The sequence below is a fragment of the Enterobacter sp. WPR_3_1 genome, assembly GCF_003635055.1.
In the GTDB taxonomy this organism is placed as follows: domain Bacteria; phylum Pseudomonadota; class Gammaproteobacteria; order Enterobacterales; family Enterobacteriaceae; genus Enterobacter; species Enterobacter ludwigii.
This window is the reverse complement of the sequence record NZ_RBXU01000008.1, coordinates 1091462-1110468: the sequence shown is the minus strand read 5'-3', so window position 1 is coordinate 1110468 and position 19007 is coordinate 1091462. Positions and strand designations below refer to the sequence as shown.

Below are 19007 nucleotides of genomic sequence, written 5' to 3'. Positions count from 1 at the left end.
GCGATAACTTCTGCTTGAGCGAAGACACCAACCCCTGAAATCCCTTCTCTCGGGCTTACTGAGTTATCGTCAGCGATGTTTGACGAGGCATAAACATGCCTGTAACTCTTGGGTAAGCAACAATGAGCACTTTACTCACTGCACAATCTCTACGTGTTGATACGGCGTTTGGTACGCTCTTCGACTCGCTCTCCTTTACGCTGAAAAAAGGCGATCGCATCGGTCTGCTGGGCGACAACGGCTGCGGTAAAAGCACGCTGCTGAAGGTGCTGGACGGTACGGACACGCCTGCCGCCGGAACGGTCGCGCTGGCCGGGCACTGCATCATGGCGCGCGTAGAACAACATCTGCCGGACGGGATTTATCCCCTGAGCATGCTGGATGCCGTGCTGGCACAACTGCCTGCGGCTGAACGCGAGAGCCTGCGCTGGAAAGCGGAAACGCTGCTGGCGAGTATGGGCTTTACGCCGCAGGACTGGACATTAACCTCGGCAACGTTGAGCGGCGGGCAACATACGCGTCTGCTGCTGGCGCGGGCTTTGATTAATGCGCCGGACCTGCTGCTGCTGGATGAACCGAGTAACCACCTCGATTTACCCACCATGCTCTGGCTGGAGCAGTTTTTACAGGCCTGGTCAGGCAGCTTTGTGCTGGTTTCACATGACAGGCAGCTGCTGGATGCCGTGACCAACGGCAGCTGGATCCTGCGCGATAAGATGCTGCATTACTTTGCCCTTCCCTGCACCGCCGCACGCAAAGCGCTGGATGCGAAAGACGAAAGTGATGCGCAGCGCCACAAGGCAGAACAAAAGGAGATCGACCGCGTCGCGGCCAGCGCAAAAAGACTGGCGACCTGGGGCAAAGTCTACGACAACGAAGACCTGGCCCGCAAAGCGAAACAGATGGAAAAGCAGGTTGAACGGCTGAAAGAGAGCCAGACGGAGGTCACGGCGGGAAGTCAGTGGACATTAACCCTGCGCGGCGACGCGCTACGGGCCGACCGTCTGCTGGAGCTGGAAAACCTCGCGGTGCCGCCGGCGCCCGGGCTGCCTGCGCTGTTTAATATTGACATCGCGCGTCTCAAAAGCGGCGATCGCGTAGCCATCGTTGGACGTAACGGCTGCGGTAAATCATCCCTGATGAAGCTGATCTGGCGGCATTTTCGCGGCGAGCAGGCTGACGATGGGCTGAAACTCCATCCCCGCGTATCGCCTGGCTATTATGACCAGACGCTGAACCAGCTCCCGGACGCTGCATCGCTGTTCGACGCACTGGAGCCGTTTGCACCCGATCCGCAGAATCGCAAGATGGCCCTGATCGGTGCCGGCTTTGCGTGGCCACGTCACGGTCAGAAAGTCAGTACGCTCAGCGGTGGAGAACGCTCTCGCCTGCTGTTTGTTGGCCTGACGTTAGCGCGCTATAGCCTGCTGATGCTGGATGAACCGACCAACCATCTGGACATGGAAGGCAAAGAGGCGCTGACAGAAACCCTGCAGCAATTTGAAGGTGGCGTGCTGCTGGTCAGCCATGATCGTCAATTAATCAGCCAAAGCTGCAACCGTTTCTGGCTGATTGAGGACGGCAGGCTGAGTGAATGGCATGACGCCGAAGCGGTCTTTGAACGGCTGCGTGAAAGTGCAGGCCTGATAACATCGCCGTGTTCACCGAAACAACAGCACGATCGCCCTTCGCAGTTTGACGACCTGCTTGAACGGCTGATCGCGCTGGAGACATTGCTGGAGGAAGACCTGGCCCGCAAACCGAAGCACCAGAAGCCGCAGTTGCAGGCGCAATGGCGCCAGGAGATTGAGGCGATAGAAGCAAAACTGTAAGTCCGCGCCCGGCGAGCGTCTCGCCGGGTCGCTCTGCCTCTGAACGCCCCCCCTGATTATTAGAGGATCGCTGTATTCTTAATCCGAAATCGAATCAAATGATGACATTATGTTGCTGCCACCTTGCATTAACGCGCCTAAGTATTAATCCTTAAGAAGTAGTACACCTGCTATGCAGAATCTCATCATGAACAAGGAGAAACATATGAAGGCTGCTGTTGTCACTCAGGATCATCAGGTCAATGTCACCGAAAAATCATTACGCCCGCTTAAGCATGGAGAAGCCCTGCTGAAGATGGAATGCTGCGGCGTATGTCATACCGATCTTCACGTGAAGAACGGTGATTTCGGCGATAAGACCGGGGTGATCCTGGGTCACGAAGGAATAGGGATCGTTAAAGAGATTGGCCCAGGCGTCAACTCGCTGAAAATTGGCGACCGTGCGAGCGTGGCATGGTTTTTTGAAGGCTGTGGACACTGCGAATACTGTAATACCGGCAACGAAACCCTGTGCCGGGATGTGAAAAACGCGGGTTATTCCGTGGACGGTGGGATGGCTGAAGAGTGCATCGTGACCGCCGATTATGCGGTAAAAGTGCCGGACGGTCTGGAGTCCGCAGCGGCGAGCAGCATCACCTGCGCGGGGGTCACCACCTACAAAGCGGTAAAAGTGTCCCACATTAAGCCGGGCCAGTGGATTGCGATTTACGGTCTTGGTGGTCTGGGTAACCTTGCGCTGCAGTACGCTAAAAACGTATTCAACGCCAAGGTCATCGCCATTGATGTGAACGATGAACAGCTGAAACTGGCCGCGAGCATGGGGGCAGATTTAACCATTAACTCTCGCAGCGAAGATGCAGCGAAAATTGTTCAGGAGAAAACCGGAGGCGCACATGCCGCGGTGGTAACTGCCGTGGCAAAAGCAGCCTTCAACTCAGCGGTGGATGCCGTGCGTGCCGGTGGCCGCGTGGTCGCCGTGGGCCTGCCGCCGGAAGCGATGAGCCTGGATATTCCACGCCTGGTTCTGGACGGCATTCAGGTCGTCGGATCGCTGGTGGGAACCCGTCAGGACCTGATGGAGGCATTCCAGTTTGCGGCAGAGGGCAAAGTGGTGCCAAAAGTGACAATGCGTCCGCTGGAAGATATCAATGCCATCTTTAAAGAGATGGAGCAGGGTCAAATCCGTGGTCGTATGGTGATTGATTTACGCTCTTAATCGCCGGTTGCCGGGGGGCGGTTTTGCCTTACCCGGCATTTCACTACGACGATCGCCGGTCAGAAATCCACTCCTGAACCTCAATCTGAAAGGTATCCGGCGCTTTGCGGTACATCTTGCGCGCCAGATCGAGAATGGTATGTCGCGCTAACTCCTCTTCCATGCGTTGCTGTGCGCTGTCCATGACCGAACGTACGCCACACGGGCCATTGCACACCCAGGCGGGAGGCGTTTCATTAAACACCGCCAGCCGCTGACGCACCTCTCGACACTCAAACATGTTCTTCTCACCGTCAATGGCGTGCGCCACATCCAGTACGGTGATCAACTCCGCCGGGCGCGCCAGTTTAAACCCGCCGCCCTTACCTTCCGTGCTGCTCACCAGCCCGGCACGTGACAAACGGGTGAAGATTTTTCCCAGGTAATCATACGGCACCCCCTGCAGGGCGGCCATTTCCCGGACGCTCATCTCACGCTCATTGCCTTTTGCATCCACCATGCACATCAGGCTGTGAATGCCGTATTCCACACCGGAACTGTAAAACGCCATGGTTAACTCCGAAGTTATTTATCTGGGTCATTATAACGGCGTTATTGCCCACAATCACAACTACCCTCCCCTTTTTCATTAACATGCTGATTTTATGCAGCATTAAAATTTAACTCAGAAAGAAGTTGTCGCAGTTAACTGCGACAAGTATAGTTGCAGTTATGTCAGGTATACAGCGTGATGATCAAAAGGATCGAAGATGAAAAAGCAGATTTTAATTGTGGGCAGTGGTTTTTCCGGCATGTGGGCTGCCGTCAGTGCCGCGCGTCTGAATGCGCTGGAGGGCAATAACAGCCTGAAGATCGCCGTGCTGGCACCCGCCCCCGAGTTGCGTGTTCGCCCGCGCTTCTATGAAGAGAACGTGACGTCGCTGGTCTCGCCGCTGACCGGACTGTTCGCTGAACTGGGTATTGATTTTATCGCCGGTAAAGCAGAATCCATTGATATAAAAGGGAAAAGCGTTTCCTATCGTGATACGAATGGCGTAACTGCCGCAGTGAGTTACGAGCGGTTAGTGCTGGCCACCGGCAGTCAGAGCAAGCGTCCCCCGATTGCCGGGCTGGCTGAGTACGCCTTTGATATCGATCAGCTTGAATCCGCACAGACCTTTGAGCAGCATCTTGACTCCCTGGTCTCGCGCCCTTCCACCGCTGCGCGCAATACCGTGGTTGTCTGTGGCGGCGGTTTTACCGGCATTGAACTGGCAACCGAGCTTCCTGCCCGACTGCGCGCTCGCTTCGGTGATGATACAGCGACAAGAGTTATCGTAGTTGAAAGGGGTCATGTCATTGGTGGACGATACAGTGAAGCATTGCGTAACACCATTGAAGACGCGAGCCAGGAACTGGGGATTGAGTGGCGTCTGAACAGTGAAATTGAGGCCATCGATGCGAACGGCGTAACGCTGAAAAACGGCGAACGTATCCCCGCTGCAACCGTAGTCTGGACGGCAGGCGTTGAAGCAAACCCGCTTGGACAACAGATTAACGGCGAACGCGATAACCAGGGGCGTCTAAAAGTGACAGAAACGCTGCAAGTTCCGGCTCATCCGGACGTGTACGCGACGGGAGATATGGCCTACGCCAGAACGGACGAGATGGGGAACACGGCGCTAATGACCTGCCAGCACGCGATCCAGTTGGGTAAATTTGCCGGCCACAACGCGGCAGCCAGCCTGTTGAATCGCACGCCTTATCCTTACCGCCAGGTTAACTACGTGACCTGTCTGGACCTGGGTGCCTGGGGTGCCGTTTACACTGAAGGGTGGGACCAGGCCGTCAAATCGGTGCGTGATGACGCAAAGAAAATCAAAATCGCCATCACCAATGAACTTATCTACCCGCCAGCAGCGGACAAAGCCGTGGCGTTTGCCGCTGCCGATCCGTTGGCGAAATTTGTCTAATGCCCTTCTACCGCGCCTTACCGGCGCGGTTCAACGTGCGGAAGCGAGCGAACCGGCGTCTGCCTTTCTGGCCCGAAGGTGCGCGTAGATCAGCAGTGAACTCATGGCTGAGAAAGAGAGCACAGCCGCTGGCAGCGTGACATAGCTCCAGCTAAAGCCAAGCGTGATCATCATCCCGCCAAAATACGCCCCTATCGCACTGCCGAGGTTAAATGCCATCTGCCCGCCTGCGGCACCCAGCATCTCACCGCCCTTCGCATTTTGCAGGAGAAGAATTTGCAGCGGCGCAGAGAGTGCAAACAGCCCGGCACAGCAGATAAAGCCCATCACCAGCGACGCCGTTTTATGTTCCCCAAAGGCGAATAGCAACAGCAGTGACGCGACAATGACCATGTCGGTGGTGGCGGCAATACGCAGCGGACTGAAGCGACCCGATAATTTCCCGCTCAGGAGATTACCTAACACCATACCCAGCCCCATCAGCATCATGATGACCGTCATGACGCCTTCGGAGAAGCCAGAGACGTTGACCATAAACGGTTTGACGAAGCTGAACCACGCAAACACGCCAGCATTGCCAAACATGGTGGCGGCAAAAATCAGCCACGGCTCCGGTTTTTTCAGAAAGGAAAATTGCGCGGTCAATTTGATTTCGGAGCGATCATGGATGTGCGGCACCCAGACCAGTACCGAGATGATCACCAGAGCATCAAACAGGGCAATCAGGAAAAAGGTATAGCGCCAGCTGAATTCATGACCCAGCCAGGTGCCCAGCGGTACGCCCACCAGATTGGCAACCGTCATGCCGGCTATCATGCCCGCCACGGCGACCGTCACCTTCCCCGGAGGCGCAATTCTCGAGAGAATAATCGCCCCGACGCCAAAAATGGCGCCGTGCGGAAAACCGGAAATCAGCCGCCCTATAGCCAGCCAGGCATACGACGTTGAAAAGGTAAAAATTGCATTTCCGACGGCACACAACACCACCAGAAACAACAGCGTGGATTTTAACGAGAACTTGCCTGAGAACAACGCCACAATCGGGGCACCAATCACCACACCAAAGGCGTAAAACGAAATCATATTCCCGGCGGCGGGAATTGAAATTCCGGTGTCATGGGCCAGTTCAGTTAATACGCCCATAATGCCAAATTCAGCCATTCCCAGGCCAAACGTGCCAAGTGCCAACGAAAAAATTGTCTTTTTCATACCACAACCACTGGTTAACAACGCGCGACGGGCATTATTGAACAATCTTGTATGGTGAGCCAGTTCAAATCAGCTGGCTGACACGTTAATCCATTAATTCAGGTGGATTACACTTCATAGTGCGGCCCCGCTTTTTCCCGCGCCGGACAACCTGAGGATGACAATCATGGGAAGCAAGAAGAAAACCAGTGTCGCAGTTGATGTCATAAAGCATGAGCCGTTAAAAACGAAAGAGTATGAAAAAGAGCTTCGTCGCCTCCACGTTGAACTGGTTAAGCTCCAGCAGTGGGTCGTCGCAAAGGGTTTAAAGGTCTGTATTGTCTTTGAAGGGCGCGACGGTGCCGGTAAAGGCGGAACCATTAAAGCCATCACTGAACGCGTTAGCCCACGCGTCTTCCGGGTTGTTGCGCTCCCCGCTCCGACGGAAAAAGAGAAGACCCAGCTCTATTTCCAGCGCTATGTCCCCCACCTGCCAGCCGCCGGCGAAATCGTCATTTTTGACCGCAGCTGGTACAACCGTGCGGGCGTTGAACGGGTGATGGGATTCTGTACACCGGAGCAGGTCGAGAAGTTTCTTGATGGCACGCCGGTGATGGAAAAAGCAATGGTGGATGCCGGGATCATCCTGCTCAAATACTGGCTGGAGGTCACGCCGAAAGAACAGGAGCGTCGTCTGCGCGATCGTATCAACGACGGGCGAAAGACCTGGAAATTATCTCCAATGGACATTAAGTCTTTCAATCTATGGGATGAATATACCGTGGCGCGAGATGCGATGTTTGCAGCCACCGACACCGCCTGGGCACCGTGGTTTGTCGCCCGTTCGGAAGATAAAAAACGCGTGCGCCTGAACATTATTTCGCACCTGCTGGCGCAAATCCCGTACAAAGCCATTCACATCGAAGCGGTGAGTTTGCCGAAGCGTAAGATTGGTAAAGTGAAGCCAACCCAATACCCGTTCCGGTATGTTGAAGAGCGTTTTTGACTGAAGCGCTCGCGGGTCATTCGCTGACCCGCGAGCGCGGGACTTACGGCATCCCTTTCGTACTTTCCTGTTTCGCTTCCAGCCGCTCAACGTCACGGTACCAGCGCGGGTGGTGTTTCTGCGCCCAGCGGCGGCTCACCTTCCCTTCAATCATGCCTTTAATCGACCCTTTGACCCAGAAGGCCATATACATGTGGATCAGGATGGCGTGGATCAGAATGATGGCTGACGTCGCGTGAATGAGCAGCGCGTAGCGAATCACCTGAATGGGGAAGTAGTGCGCAAAGTACGGCCGCCAGATAATGACGCCGGTGACCAGCAGAACAAAAATCATGCTCATGATGGTCCAGAACATCATCTTCTGCCCGGCGTTGTATTTCCCGACCTTCGCAACCTTATGCTCATTGCCCTTCAGAACCTCAATAATCCCCTTCAGCCATGGAATGTCATGCTTATCCGGAATATTGTGATGTACGAAGCGCGCAAACATAAACATCAGCACCACGAAAATCAGCACGCCGAAGAACGGATGCAAAATACGCCCCATCTGTGGCGTCCCGAAGGTTTCCGTCAGCCACTGCAGCGTCGGGAAGAAGAAGGAGATCCCCGAGACCGCCACCAGGAAGAAGCAGATCACTACCGTCCAGTGACAGGCGCGGTCGACAAACTTCGTGCGCACAATCCATGACTTACTCATGAGGTTCCTCCTCATCGTCATCCACCTCTTTGTTGGGTCCGATACCGATGTAGTGATAAATCAACCCGGCGAAAGTAGCGATAAAGCCCGCCGCAGAGAGCGGTTTGAGCGCCCCTTTCCACAGGTTGATCGAGGTATCGATCGCAGGATCTTTCGGCAGATTGTGGTACAGCTCCGGCTGGTCGTTATGGTGCAGAACATACATCACGTGCGTTCCCCCCACCCCCTGCGGGTTATAAATGCCCGCACTGGCGTAACCGCGCGCTTTCAGTTTGTCCACGCGCTGCTGGGCTACCTCCAGCATCTCTCTTTTTGTCCCGAAGTGGATAGCCCCGGTCGGACAGGTTTTCACGCAGGCAGGCTCCTGCCCGACGCTCACGCGATCGACACACAGGGTGCATTTGTAGACCCGGTTATCCTCTTTATTGAGGCGCGGAATATTAAACGGACAGCCCGCAATGCAGTAGCCGCAACCGATGCAGTTATCCTGCTGGAAATCGACAATCCCGTTGGCGTACTGGACGATGGCCCCGGCTGACGGACAGGCCTTCAGGCATCCCGGATCTTCGCAGTGCATACAACCGTCTTTACGGATCAGCCACTCCAGCTTGCCGTTCTGATCGGTTTCGCTAAAACGCATCACCGTCCAGGATTTGGCACTCAGGTCCGCCGGATTATCGTAAACCCCGACGCAGTGTCCCACTTCATCGCGGATATCGTTCCACTCCGAGCAGGCCACCTGGCAGGCTTTACAGCCTACGCAGGAAGTGACATCGATAAGCTTGGCGACTTCTGCCTTATCATCCCGCGCACGAGGCGCGGGGGTGATGGAGTTGGTCGCGGAGCGTTTAATAATGTCCTGTGTTTCCATTGCCATGTATTCGCTCCTTACGCTTTCTCGATGTTGACCAGAAACGCTTTGTACTCCGGCGTTTGCGAGTTGGAATCGCCGACGTTTGGCGTCAGGGTATTGGCGAGGTAGCCTTTTTGCGCCACCCCTTCAAAGCCCCAGTGCAGCGGAATACCGACGGTTTCCACCTGCTGACCATGCACGTTCAGCGCCTGCAGACGACGCGTAACCACCGCAACCGCGCGAATAAAGCCGCGCTTGCTGCTCACCTTCACGCGGTCACCGTTGGCAATACCCTTCGCTTTCGCCAGCGTTTCGCTGATCTCCACAAACTGTTCCGGCTGGGCAATGGCGTTAAGCCGTGCATGCTTGGTCCAGGTATGGAAATGCTCGGTCAGGCGGTAGGTTGTCCCGACATACGGGAACCTGTCCTTCTTGCCTAAACGCAGGACGTCCTCTTCATAGATACGCACCACCGGACTGGATATGACGTTCGGGTGCAGCGGGTTGGTTCCGAGCGGCGTTTCCATTGGCTCGTAGTGTTCCGGGAATGGCCCCTCCGCCAGCTTATCGAGGGCAAACAGGCGTCCCAGCCCTTCCGGCTGCATGATAAACGGCCCGGTCTCACTGCCCGGTGCGGCGGTGCTGAAGTCCGGAATATCGTTACCCGTCCATTTGCTGCCGTTCCATTCGATCAGCATCCGTTTCGGATCCCACGGTTTGCCGTTGATATCCGCAGAAGCACGGTTGTACAGCACGCGACGGTTCAGTGGCCATGCCCACGCCCAGCCCAGCGTATTGCCCAGCCCTGACGGGTCAGCGTTATCGCGGTTCGCCATCTGGTTACCCTGTTCCGTCCAGCAACCGGTGTAGATCCAGCATGACGACGCGGTCGTGCCGTCATCCCGCAGCAGCGCGAAGCTGTTGAGCAACTGACCTTTCTTCGCCAGCAGCGTGCCGTTCGCGTCATACAGATCCGCCAGCGCAATGCCGTTATTCTCTTTGGCGACCTCTTCGGATTCAGGATGGTCCGGCTGTTTGTAATTCCAGCTCATCCTCAGCAGCGGTTCAGCGCCTTTCCCGCCTTCGGTGCGATACATTTCACGCAGACGATGGTAAATCCCGGCCAGGATTTCGCCGTCGTTACGCGCTTCACCCGGTGCATCCTGGCCTTTCCAGTGCCACTGCAGCCAGCGGCCGGAGTTGGCAATCGACCCGTCTTCTTCTGCAAAACAGGTGGACGGCAGGCGGAACACTTCAGTCTGAATCGATGCAGGATCGACGTCGTTCATCTCGCCGTGGTTCTGCCAGAAGTTGGAGGTCTCGGTCACCAGCGGATCGATAACCACCATGTACTTCAGTTTGCTCAGGCTGCGAACGACCTTGTTTTTGTCCGGGAAAGACGCCACCGGGTTAAAGCCCTGGCAGATGTAGCCCGTGACGTTGCCCTTATCCATCATGTTGAAATACTTAATGACGTCGTAGGCCTGGTCCCATTTCGGCAACCACTCGAAGCCCCAGTCGTTTTCCTTCTGCGCGGCATCGCCATAGAACGACTTCATCAGGCTGACGAAGAACTTCGGATAGTTACTCCAGTAGTTCACCTGATCGGCACGCGTCGCTTTTGGCGTGTTGGCCGCCAGATAGCTGTGCAAATCAGTCTGCTTTTCAGACGGCAGCGTCAGATAGCCTGACAGGCTGGTCGACAGCAGGCCCAGATCGGTCAAGCCCTGAATATTGGAGTGTCCGCGCAGGGCGTTCACGCCACCGCCGGCCATCCCCATGTTTCCGAGCAACAGTTGGATCATTGCCATGGTGCGGATGTTTTGCGCACCGACGGTATGCTGCGTCCAGCCGAGCGCATACAGGAACGTCGTGGTTCTGTCGGCGGCGCTGGTTGACGCCAGTACATCACACACCTTGAGGAAATCTGCTTTTGGCGTACCGCAGATATTCTCCACGACGTCCGGCGTATAGCGGGAAACATGCTGTTTCAGCAAATTCCATACGCAGCGCGGATGGCTCAGGGTCTCATCGCGTCTGGCGTAGCCGTTTTCATCGAACTGGTAGTTCCAGGACGATTTATCGTACTGCCGTTTTTCCGCGTCATAACCGCTGAACAACCCCTCTTCAAAGGCAAAATCATCCCGTACCAGGAGGCTGGCATTGGTGTAATGCTTAACGTATTCAGCGTTAATTTTATTGTTTTCAATCAGGTACAGCAGAACGCCCGAGAGGAACGTAATGTCCGTACCGGAGCGAATAGGCGCATAGATATCCGCCACCGATGCCGTACGTGTAAAGCGCGGATCGACAACGATCAGCGTCGCATCGTTATTGTTTTTCGCTTCCATCGCCCAGCGGAAACCCACCGGATGGGCTTCAGCGGCATTACCGCCCATCACCATCACGACGTTGGCGTTTTTAATATCAACCCAGTGGTTGGTCATCGCACCGCGACCAAATGTTGGAGCAAGACTTGCTACCGTTGGTCCGTGTCAGACGCGCGCCTGGTTATCTACCGCCAGCATGCCGAGGGAGCGCACAAATTTTTGCGTCAGCATGCCGGTTTCATTACTTGCCGCGGACGCGCACAGCATGCCGGTCGACAGCCAGCGGTTCACCGTAACGCCCTGCGCGTTCTTTTCGATAAAGTTGGCGTCGCGGTCAGCTTTCATCAGTTTTGCGATTCGGGAAAACGCCTCATCCCAGGAGATACGCTGCCATTTGTCAGATCCTGGCGCACGGTATTCCGGATAGCGCAGACGGTTTTCGCTGTGGACATAATCCAGCAGACCCGCCCCTTTCGGACAAAGTGCGCCACGGCTCACCGGATGATCCGGGTCCCCTTCAATATGATAAATCGCTTCTTTGGCGTTCTTCGCGCCATCGCCCAGGCTATACATTAAAAGCCCACAACCTACGGAACAGTATGTGCAGGTGTTACGGATCTCTTTAGCGCGCAGCAGTTTATAGTTGCGTGCCTGAGCCAGCGCCATTTTGGGTGCAAATCCCAGCATTGCGGCTGTTGTTCCGGCCATACCGCCCGCGCAGATTTTAAAAAATTGTCTGCGGCTGACGTCCATTGTTGTCCTCGTTTTCATTTAAGACTTCGCGCCGCAAACTAGCAGTAAAGACCCTGTTTTTTTTGCGTCAAATCAAGGTCACTTGTCTTCACCCCCTTAATAGTCACCCCCACGGACTTTAAATACCTCTTTTTGATTAAAGACTTAAGAGAATAATTCGCGATGGCAGGCGGATTAATGCTATAAATTTTTCCTTTGATTTTTATAGCAATGGCAGGGTTATGGACAGAAAGAGAGCAACGCTCACGGGACTGGCGGCGATACTGTTGTGGAGCACCATGGTTGGCCTCATTCGTAGCGTCAGTGAGGGGCTGGGACCGGTGGGAGGCGCCGCAATGATATACACCCTCAGCGGATTACTGTGCCTGGTGACGGTAGGATTTCCTGATATCAGACGGTTTTCACCCCGGTATCTTATTGCCGGCAGCGTGCTGTTTGTCAGCTATGAAATTTGCCTCGCCCTGTCGTTAGGCTATGCCGCAACGCGCTCCCAGGCTATCGAAGTGGGAATGGTCAATTATCTCTGGCCAAGCCTGACGATTGTGTTTGCCATTTTATTTAACGGCCAACGGTCCACCCTGTGGGTGATCCCGGGCTTAGCCGTCTCATTGTTGGGCGTCTGTTGGGTATTAGGCGGAGAACAAGGGCTACATCTTGATGAAATCATGCGTAATGTCATCTCAAGCCCGCTCAGCTACGCGCTGGCGTTCGCCGGGGCTTTTATCTGGGCGGCTTACTGCACCGTCACCAGTAAGTTTGCCAACGGGCAAAACGGGATAACGCTTTTCGTGCTGCTCACCGCGCTCAGTCTGTGGGTGAAATATGCGTTCAGCGAACAGCCGCAAATGGTGTTTACTCTCCCGGTGGTCGTAAAGCTCATCATGTGCAGCGTCGCACTGGGGTTTGGCTATGCGGCATGGAATATCGGTATTCTTCATGGCAACGTCACGGTACTCGCAGCGGTATCCTATTTCACGCCTGTACTCTCAGCAGCACTCGCTGCCGTATTGCTGAATTCCCCCCTCTCGTTTTCTTTCTGGCAAGGCGCATTAATGGTTTGTGCCGGGTCATTGTTGTGCTGGTACGCCACGCGAAAATAATATCGCTATCTTCTGCCGGGTCCATAATCGCCCGGCGGGAATTAACATAAATTTAATATGTGATCGCGCGTCAAAATAATGATCGGCGCGTTAGAAAAGCCGTTTAGATTCTGTTTATATTACCGCCCTTTCGTAAATCCCCGTCGTCTTTTATTGACATAACTTGACACCGTTACGTTATTAATCCCTTGCGAATATTAACAATGTATATAGCACAAAGTGCAATAGTGTGTTTCTGTGTGTTTCATGCCCAACAACGATTATCCCGTACAATGGAATAGTTAACCCATTGATTTTAAACAACTGACATTTATATCAAACGAGCAAAAAGACAGAAAATACCGACAATTAACAAAAGAAACTAAAACGGCCGAAAACTATATTGCGGCCAATGGTTTTGTTGAATAATTCATCAAAAAATGCACAAATCCCCACCATCCCATTCGTTACAGCCGCAATTTATCCGATCCGGATCACACTAATTGAAATTATTGCTAATATTTTGAAACTTATTATTGAAACCCTACTACAAGATTCTTAAAAATAGCATGCCATTGATGATTAGCCTCGTTTAGAAATCGTTCAAAGTGGCTCAGGAAATACTGAAGAAAATTATAAGGAATATTTAAGATGAAACTTAAATTAGTTGCAGTGGCAGTGACTTCCATGTTGGCAGCAGGCGTTGTAAACGCGGCTGAAGTTTTTAACAAAGACGGTAACAAACTGGATCTGTACGGCAAAGTAACAGGTCTGCACTATTTCTCTGATGACGCTGGCAACGACGGCGACAAAACCTATGTTCGTCTGGGCTTCAAAGGTGAAACTCAGATCAACGACCAGATGACCGGTTACGGCCAGTGGGAATACGAGTTCAAAGGCAACCGCTCTGAATCTCAGGGTTCTGACGGCAACAAAACCCGTCTGGCATTCGCGGGCCTGAAATTCAACGAATTCGGTTCTTTCGACTACGGTCGTAACTACGGTGTTGCTTACGACATCGGCGCATGGACTGACGTTCTGCCAGAATTCGGTGGTGATACCTGGACTCAGACTGATGGCTTTATGACTGGCCGTACGACTGGCGTTGCAACTTACCGTAACACCGACTTCTTCGGTCTGGTTGACGGCCTGAACGTGGCTGCTCAGTACCAGGGTAAAAACGACCGTAACGACATCACCGAAGCGAACGGTGACGGCTGGGGTCTGTCTTCTACTTATGAATTCGAAGGCTTCGGTGTAGGTGCTACCTACGCGAAATCTGACCGTACTGACCGTCAGGTTGCTGCTGCAAGCAATCTGAATGCAGGCGGCGAAAACGCGGAAGTATGGGCTGCGGGTCTGAAATACGATGCCAACAACATCTACCTGGCAACCACCTACTCTGAAACCCGTAACATGACCAACTTCGGTAGCGGTTTCATCGCTAACAAAGCGCAGAACTTCGAAGTGGTTGCTCAGTACCAGTTCGACTTCGGTCTGCGTCCATCCATTGCTTACCTGAAATCCAAAGGTAAAGACATTGGTACTTACGGCGACCAGGATCTGGTTGAATACGTTGACGTTGGCGCGAGCTACTACTTCAACAAAAACATGTCTACCTACGTTGATTACAAAATCAACCTGGTTGACGACAGCAGCTTCACTAAAGCAGCTGGCGTTTCTACCGACAACATCGTTGCTGTTGGTCTGACCTACCAGTTCTAAGATTTGTTAGTATAAAAAAGCCAGCCTTCGTGGCTGGCTTTTTTTATTCGGTTTGACTGGCGTAATAAAGGAGCACGCCATGCATATTTTCAAAGGACGCTGCCTGTGTGGGATGAGCCAATTCAGCGTTTCCCTCAACAACTTCGACGTCTATGCCTGCCACTGTACCCAGTGCCAGAAATGGTCGGGGGGAATGGCCATGTATCTGGAAGCGCAGGGTCAACCGCTTGTGGAAGAAGAGTCGATAGCCCCTTCTCATTTCACGTCATCTGCGCGCGGCGAACGCTGGTTTTGTCCCGGATGCGGTTGCCCGCTGTGGTTCACGCTGACCGCACGCTCAACGACGCGCTATTTCATTCCCTGGACACAGCTTGAGATGAGCGAAGACGAACGTCGCCGTCTGATACTTGCCGCTGAAATCTATACAGAAACGCAACCCGCATTCTTTGGCCTGACCGGGCAATACGCGCGCTTTAGTGGCACCGAAATTGAAGCACACGACAAGCGCTGCCTGCTGACTCCCCATGACGCACACTGAGGGTTGCCCGGTTAGCATTGCACCACCGGGCCTGTTTTTTACTGTTTCGGTACGTTTGCCAGGCTAAACCAAATCCCGACCGCCAGCACCAGTAACATTGCGCCGGCACTGCCTAACGCCACGCTGTGTGACGTGATAAAGGCCGTTTTTGCCGCCGCAATTAACGACTCCGCCAGCCCTGGAGTCAGGCTCTGCGCAACGTTCACCGCTTCGCCAATCGATGACGAGGCCTTATCGGCCAGCGTCGCGCTCAGTCCCTGCGGCAGGACAATTGACGCCGAGAAGCTGCGGGTTAACAGCAGACCAAAAATGGCAATGCCCAACCCTGCGCCCAGCTCATAGGACATGGTTTCAATCGCCCCTGCGGCAGCCGCTTTCTCTTTTGGCGCAGCCGCCATAATTGCCGAGGTTGAGGCCAGCAGCGCACTGGCGGCACTGAAGCCCAGCAGCACCATCAGACTCCATGCCTGCCAGTGCTGCGTGCTGAAGTCGAGCAGTGACAGACCGATAAAGCTGACGGCACTCAGCCCCATTCCGCCTGCCGCCACCAGCCGCAGCCCCAGACGACCGACCAGCACACCGGCAATCGGCCCGCTAAACCCGCTGGCGACCATCAGCGGCAGCATAAACATCCCCGCTTCAAACGGCGTAAAGCCATGCACAAACTGCAGCTCCTGGGCCATCAACAGCTCAAACCCCACGAGCGCGATCATGGCGGTCATCGCCATCACGACACCGCTTAAAATAATGCGATGACAGAACAGGCGCATGTCGATCATCGGCACGCGGGCGCGAAGCTGGATCCGCACAAAGATCATCAGCATCACCGCTCCGGTGAGCAGCGTCATTGCCACCAGCCACGGAGAAAGCCCCCCTTTGAGCGCGGTTTTCGCGCTGTAGACCAGCAGCAATATCGCCACAATCAGCATGACTGCATGGGCAATATTCAGCGGCTGTTCCGGGCGTCCCTGTTGACGAGGCACCAGACGCGCGGCAAGGGAAACAACGATGACCACGATCGGCACGTTGATCAAAAAGACCGATCCCCAGTAAAAATGCTCCAGCAACATACCGCCAATCAACGGACCAAACGCCGCACCGCCTGAACCGACGGCGGCCCAGACCCCAAGCGCGATGTTGCGATCGCGCGCATTAACGAACAACGTGCGGATCCCCGCAAGCGTGGCCGGGATGATCATCGCCGCCCCAATCGCCAGCGAGGCGCGGGCAGCAATCAGCCATCCTGCTGAAGGCGCAAATGCAGCTGCCAGCGATGACAAGCCAAACAGCGTACTGCCAATTATCAACAACCGTTTAAAACCAATGCGGTCACCCAGCGCGCCCATCGGCAGCACCATCCCCGCCATCACCAGCGAGTATATATCGATGATCCACAATAATTCGTTACCGCTGGCACCCAGCGTCATACTCAACGTCGGCGCCGCTACGTGCAGTACCGTCGCGTCGATCGCCACCGGGATATACACCAGCACGATAATGACTAACGCTAACCACTGACGAAACATAAATTTCCTTTTCTTTTAAATCATGGACACATGTCCAGCTTGCGATCCTACGTAAAGTTGAACGAGTGTCCAGCTTTTTGTTACACTTGTTTCAGTCCCATTAAGAGTGAGTGAAAATGCGATATCTGAGCAAGGATGAAAGGCGGGAAGAGATTTTACAGGCCGCTATGCGCGTGGCGCTCTCTGACGGACTTTCCGCAATGACGGTACGGCGAATTGCCGCCGAAGCCGGCGTCGCCACCGGACAGGTCCACCATCATTTCACCTCTGGCGGGGAGCTAAAATCGCTGGCTTTTGTGCGGTTGATCCGTGAACTGCTGGATGCGGATGTGGTCGGCAAGCAGGCCAGCTGGCGACAGCAGCTGCATGCCATGCTCGGCAGCGATGATGGCCGATTTGAGCCCTATATTCGCCTGTGGCGTGAGGCGCAGATCCTGGCAAGCCGGGATACGGACATCAGGGGTGCATATGTACTGACCATGGAGATGTGGCACCAGGAGACCGTCGCCCTTATCAAAGCAGGCACTGACGCGGGAGATTTTACCCCGGGCGATCGGCCAGAAAATATTGCCTGGCGTTTAATTGGTCTGGTGTGTGGCCTGGACGGCATTTATATATTAGATATCCCAGAGATGGACGACGCTGCCTTTAATAACCATCTTGATAAATTAATCTCTCTGGAATTGTGTTAATACTCACTTATGAGTATTAACAGCCCTCACTTACAATTCGTAACACATTAAGCGAACCCTTATTTCCCCTCCCGGATCAGGGATTCGCTTTTTTATCTATCCTTTCAGATGTATCCCAAACCATCCAATAATTCCAGAAACACACTGTCAGACATCCACCTGTTTTTACTCCATTTTTTCTTTTTATGGTTAAGCAAGAGGGCGACATGTCACAACAAAGTGAGAAGAATAATCCTTATCTGCTGAGCAACTGGAAACCCGAAAACGCGCAATTCTGGGAAAATAAAGGAAAACATATTGCCCGAAGAAATCTTTTAATTTCTGTGGCTTGCCTGTTATTAGCGTTTTGCGTATGGATGTTATTTAGTGCCATTGCGGTCAATCTGAATAAAGTTGGATTTAATTTTTCCACCGACCAGCTTTTTATGCTAACAGCCTTACCCTCCCTGTCCGGTGCGATATTGCGCGTCCCCTACTCGTTTATGGTTCCTCTCTTTGGTGGACGCTACTGGACGGTGTTAAGCACGGTGATCCTGATTGTTCCGTGCGTCTGGTTGGGGATCGCGATTCAGGACACTGCCACTCCCTACTGGATCTTTATCGTCATCGCGCTGCTGTGTGGTTTTGCCGGCGCTAACTTCGCCTCCAGCATGGGCAATATCAGCTTCTTCTTCCCGAAAACGAAACAGGGTAGCGCCCTGGGGATTAACGGCGGGCTGGGGAACCTGGGCGTGAGCGTAATGCAGCTGGTCGCGCCGCTGGTGATCTTCCTGCCCATGTTCACCTTTCTCGGCGTAAACGGCGTGCCGCAGGATGACGGATCAACGATGTGGCTGGCCAATGCCGCGTGGATTTGGGCGCCCCTTCTTTTGCTGGCCACGATTGCGGCGTTTTTCGGCATGAATGACATCGCGAGCTCTAAGGCCACGATTGCCAGCCAGCTACCGGTGTTAAAACGTTTTCACCTGTGGCTCCTGAGCCTCCTCTACCTGGCAACCTTCGGTTCGTTTATCGGTTTTTCAGCAGGCTTCGCCATGCTGTCGAAAACCCAGTTTCCTGACGTCAATATCCTCCATCTGGCTTTTTTTGGCCCACTGATTGGCGCGCTGGCCCGTTCTGCGGGCGGGATGATCTCAGACAAACTTGGCGGCGTACGTGTCACCCTGATTAACTTCGTCTTTATGGCGCTTTTCAGCGCCCTGCTTTTCCTGACGCTTCCCGGTTCCGGGTCGGGCAGTTTTCTCGCCTTCTATCTGGTCTTTATGGGCCTGTTCCTCACCGCCGGACTGGGCAGCGGATCAACGTTTCAGATGATTGCCATCATTTTCCGCCAAATCACCCTCACCCGCGTGAAGCAACAAGGGGGAAGTGACGAGCAGGCGCAGCATGAAGCAGTGACCGAAACCGCGGCAGCGCTGGGCTTCATATCCGCCATCGGTGCCGTCGGCGGGTTCTTCATTCCGAAAGCCTTCGGCACGTCGCTGGCCATGACCGGCTCGCCTGTGGGTGCCATGAAAGTTTTTCTCGTGTTTTACATCGTCTGCGTCCTGGTGACCTGGCTGGTTTATGGCCGCAAATCTTCACAACAATAACAATTACACATTCGCCTGAGAGTGGGCA

Annotated in this window: 15 protein-coding genes; 9 read left to right on the top strand and 6 right to left on the bottom strand. The window is 54.1% G+C overall.

The window, feature by feature from the left end:
* The first annotated feature begins 122 nt into the window (after window positions 1–122).
* Window positions 123–1832: an ABC-F family ATP-binding cassette domain-containing protein gene (locus tag BJ887_RS07115; RefSeq protein WP_104440025.1), complete on the top strand. Its 1710-nt coding sequence runs from the start codon at window positions 123–125 to the stop codon at window positions 1830–1832.
* 205 nt (window positions 1833–2037) lie between these two features.
* A complete protein-coding gene (gene adhP, locus BJ887_RS07110) occupies window positions 2038–3048 on the top strand; it encodes an alcohol dehydrogenase AdhP (RefSeq protein ID WP_025204137.1) in 1011 nt (336 codons plus the stop codon).
* 43 nt (window positions 3049–3091) lie between these two features.
* Here the strand turns inward: adhP and BJ887_RS07105 are convergent, their stop codons facing one another.
* Window positions 3092–3598, bottom strand: coding sequence for an Rrf2 family transcriptional regulator (locus BJ887_RS07105; protein WP_014170178.1), 507 nt, complete (start codon window positions 3596–3598; stop codon window positions 3092–3094).
* A gap of 199 nt (window positions 3599–3797) precedes the next feature.
* Here BJ887_RS07105 and BJ887_RS07100 point away from each other — a divergent pair, with 199 nt between their 5' ends.
* Window positions 3798–5000 carry an NAD(P)/FAD-dependent oxidoreductase gene (locus tag BJ887_RS07100; protein ID WP_086532482.1) on the top strand — a complete coding sequence of 401 codons (1203 nt, stop codon included), beginning with the start codon at window positions 3798–3800 and terminating at the stop codon, window positions 4998–5000.
* Between the two features lie 30 nt (window positions 5001–5030).
* Here the strand turns inward: BJ887_RS07100 and araJ are convergent, their stop codons facing one another.
* On the bottom strand, window positions 5031–6209 hold the full coding sequence (araJ, locus tag BJ887_RS07095) for an MFS transporter AraJ (RefSeq protein WP_040017569.1): 1179 nt from the start codon (window positions 6207–6209) through the stop codon (window positions 5031–5033).
* Window positions 6210–6375: 166 nt separating this feature from the next.
* On the opposite strand from araJ, the gene ppk2 reads away from it, so the two are divergent.
* Window positions 6376–7194 (top strand): polyphosphate kinase 2, encoded by an 819-nt coding sequence (ppk2, locus tag BJ887_RS07090; RefSeq protein WP_025204134.1) that lies wholly within the window; start codon window positions 6376–6378, stop codon window positions 7192–7194.
* A gap of 43 nt (window positions 7195–7237) precedes the next feature.
* On the opposite strand, the gene fdnI is transcribed toward ppk2, so the two are convergent.
* Genes fdnI through fdnG form a run of 3 tightly spaced genes read right to left on the bottom strand, consistent with a single transcriptional unit; the run spans window position 7238 to window position 11827 of the window.
* On the bottom strand, window positions 7238–7891 hold the full coding sequence (gene fdnI / locus BJ887_RS07085; protein WP_044859317.1) for a formate dehydrogenase-N subunit gamma: 654 nt from the start codon (window positions 7889–7891) through the stop codon (window positions 7238–7240).
* Window positions 7884–8768: a formate dehydrogenase subunit beta gene (fdxH, locus tag BJ887_RS07080; protein ID WP_121339651.1), complete on the bottom strand. Its 885-nt coding sequence runs from the start codon at window positions 8766–8768 to the stop codon at window positions 7884–7886. The genes fdnI and fdxH overlap by 8 nt, the downstream gene beginning before the upstream one ends.
* An 11-nt stretch (window positions 8769–8779) precedes the next feature.
* Window positions 8780–11827, bottom strand: a complete 3048-nt coding sequence (gene fdnG, locus BJ887_RS07075; RefSeq protein ID WP_229216828.1) for a formate dehydrogenase-N subunit alpha — start codon at window positions 11825–11827, stop codon at window positions 8780–8782.
* 221 nt (window positions 11828–12048) lie between these two features.
* On the opposite strand from fdnG, the gene yddG reads away from it, so the two are divergent.
* The 3 genes from yddG (at window position 12049) to BJ887_RS07055 (ending at window position 15169) form a co-directional block, all read left to right on the top strand.
* Window positions 12049–12927 (top strand): aromatic amino acid DMT transporter YddG, encoded by an 879-nt coding sequence (yddG, locus tag BJ887_RS07065; RefSeq protein ID WP_044857755.1) that lies wholly within the window; start codon window positions 12049–12051, stop codon window positions 12925–12927.
* 630 nt (window positions 12928–13557) lie between these two features.
* Complete coding sequence (gene ompD / locus BJ887_RS07060; RefSeq protein WP_020884056.1) at window positions 13558–14631, top strand: porin OmpD; 1074 nt, start codon at window positions 13558–13560, stop codon at window positions 14629–14631.
* Window positions 14632–14710: 79 nt separating this feature from the next.
* Window positions 14711–15169 carry a GFA family protein gene (locus BJ887_RS07055; protein WP_020884055.1) on the top strand — a complete coding sequence of 153 codons (459 nt, stop codon included), beginning with the start codon at window positions 14711–14713 and terminating at the stop codon, window positions 15167–15169.
* A gap of 38 nt (window positions 15170–15207) precedes the next feature.
* On the opposite strand, the gene BJ887_RS07050 is transcribed toward BJ887_RS07055, so the two are convergent.
* Window positions 15208–16695 (bottom strand): MFS transporter, encoded by a 1488-nt coding sequence (locus tag BJ887_RS07050; protein ID WP_121339649.1) that lies wholly within the window; start codon window positions 16693–16695, stop codon window positions 15208–15210.
* A gap of 116 nt (window positions 16696–16811) precedes the next feature.
* On the opposite strand from BJ887_RS07050, the gene BJ887_RS07045 reads away from it, so the two are divergent.
* Window positions 16812–17387 carry a TetR family transcriptional regulator gene (locus tag BJ887_RS07045; RefSeq protein WP_020884053.1) on the top strand — a complete coding sequence of 192 codons (576 nt, stop codon included), beginning with the start codon at window positions 16812–16814 and terminating at the stop codon, window positions 17385–17387.
* Window positions 17388–17593: 206 nt separating this feature from the next.
* Window positions 17594–18979: a NarK family nitrate/nitrite MFS transporter gene (locus BJ887_RS07040; RefSeq protein WP_025204128.1), complete on the top strand. Its 1386-nt coding sequence runs from the start codon at window positions 17594–17596 to the stop codon at window positions 18977–18979.
* Window positions 18980–19007 lie beyond the last annotated feature (28 nt).

Excerpts from the sequence above, each read along its gene's own strand:
- BJ887_RS07115 (WP_104440025.1), top strand. The coding sequence starts at position 123 with ATGAGCACTTTACTCACTGCACAATCTCTACGTGTTGATACGGCGTTT.
- adhP (WP_025204137.1), top strand. The coding sequence starts at position 2,038 with ATGAAGGCTGCTGTTGTCACTCAGGATCATCAGGTCAATGTCACCGAA.
- BJ887_RS07105 (WP_014170178.1), bottom strand. The coding sequence starts at position 3,598 with ATGGCGTTTTACAGTTCCGGTGTGGAATACGGCATTCACAGCCTGATG.
- BJ887_RS07100 (WP_086532482.1), top strand. The coding sequence starts at position 3,798 with ATGAAAAAGCAGATTTTAATTGTGGGCAGTGGTTTTTCCGGCATGTGG.
- araJ (WP_040017569.1), bottom strand. The coding sequence starts at position 6,209 with ATGAAAAAGACAATTTTTTCGTTGGCACTTGGCACGTTTGGCCTGGGA.
- ppk2 (WP_025204134.1), top strand. The coding sequence starts at position 6,376 with ATGGGAAGCAAGAAGAAAACCAGTGTCGCAGTTGATGTCATAAAGCAT.
- fdnI (WP_044859317.1), bottom strand. The coding sequence starts at position 7,891 with ATGAGTAAGTCATGGATTGTGCGCACGAAGTTTGTCGACCGCGCCTGT.
- fdxH (WP_121339651.1), bottom strand. The coding sequence starts at position 8,768 with ATGGCAATGGAAACACAGGACATTATTAAACGCTCCGCGACCAACTCC.
- yddG (WP_044857755.1), top strand. The coding sequence starts at position 12,049 with ATGGACAGAAAGAGAGCAACGCTCACGGGACTGGCGGCGATACTGTTG.
- ompD (WP_020884056.1), top strand. The coding sequence starts at position 13,558 with ATGAAACTTAAATTAGTTGCAGTGGCAGTGACTTCCATGTTGGCAGCA.
- BJ887_RS07055 (WP_020884055.1), top strand. The coding sequence starts at position 14,711 with ATGCATATTTTCAAAGGACGCTGCCTGTGTGGGATGAGCCAATTCAGC.
- BJ887_RS07050 (WP_121339649.1), bottom strand. The coding sequence starts at position 16,695 with ATGTTTCGTCAGTGGTTAGCGTTAGTCATTATCGTGCTGGTGTATATC.
- BJ887_RS07045 (WP_020884053.1), top strand. The coding sequence starts at position 16,812 with ATGCGATATCTGAGCAAGGATGAAAGGCGGGAAGAGATTTTACAGGCC.
- BJ887_RS07040 (WP_025204128.1), top strand. The coding sequence starts at position 17,594 with ATGTCACAACAAAGTGAGAAGAATAATCCTTATCTGCTGAGCAACTGG.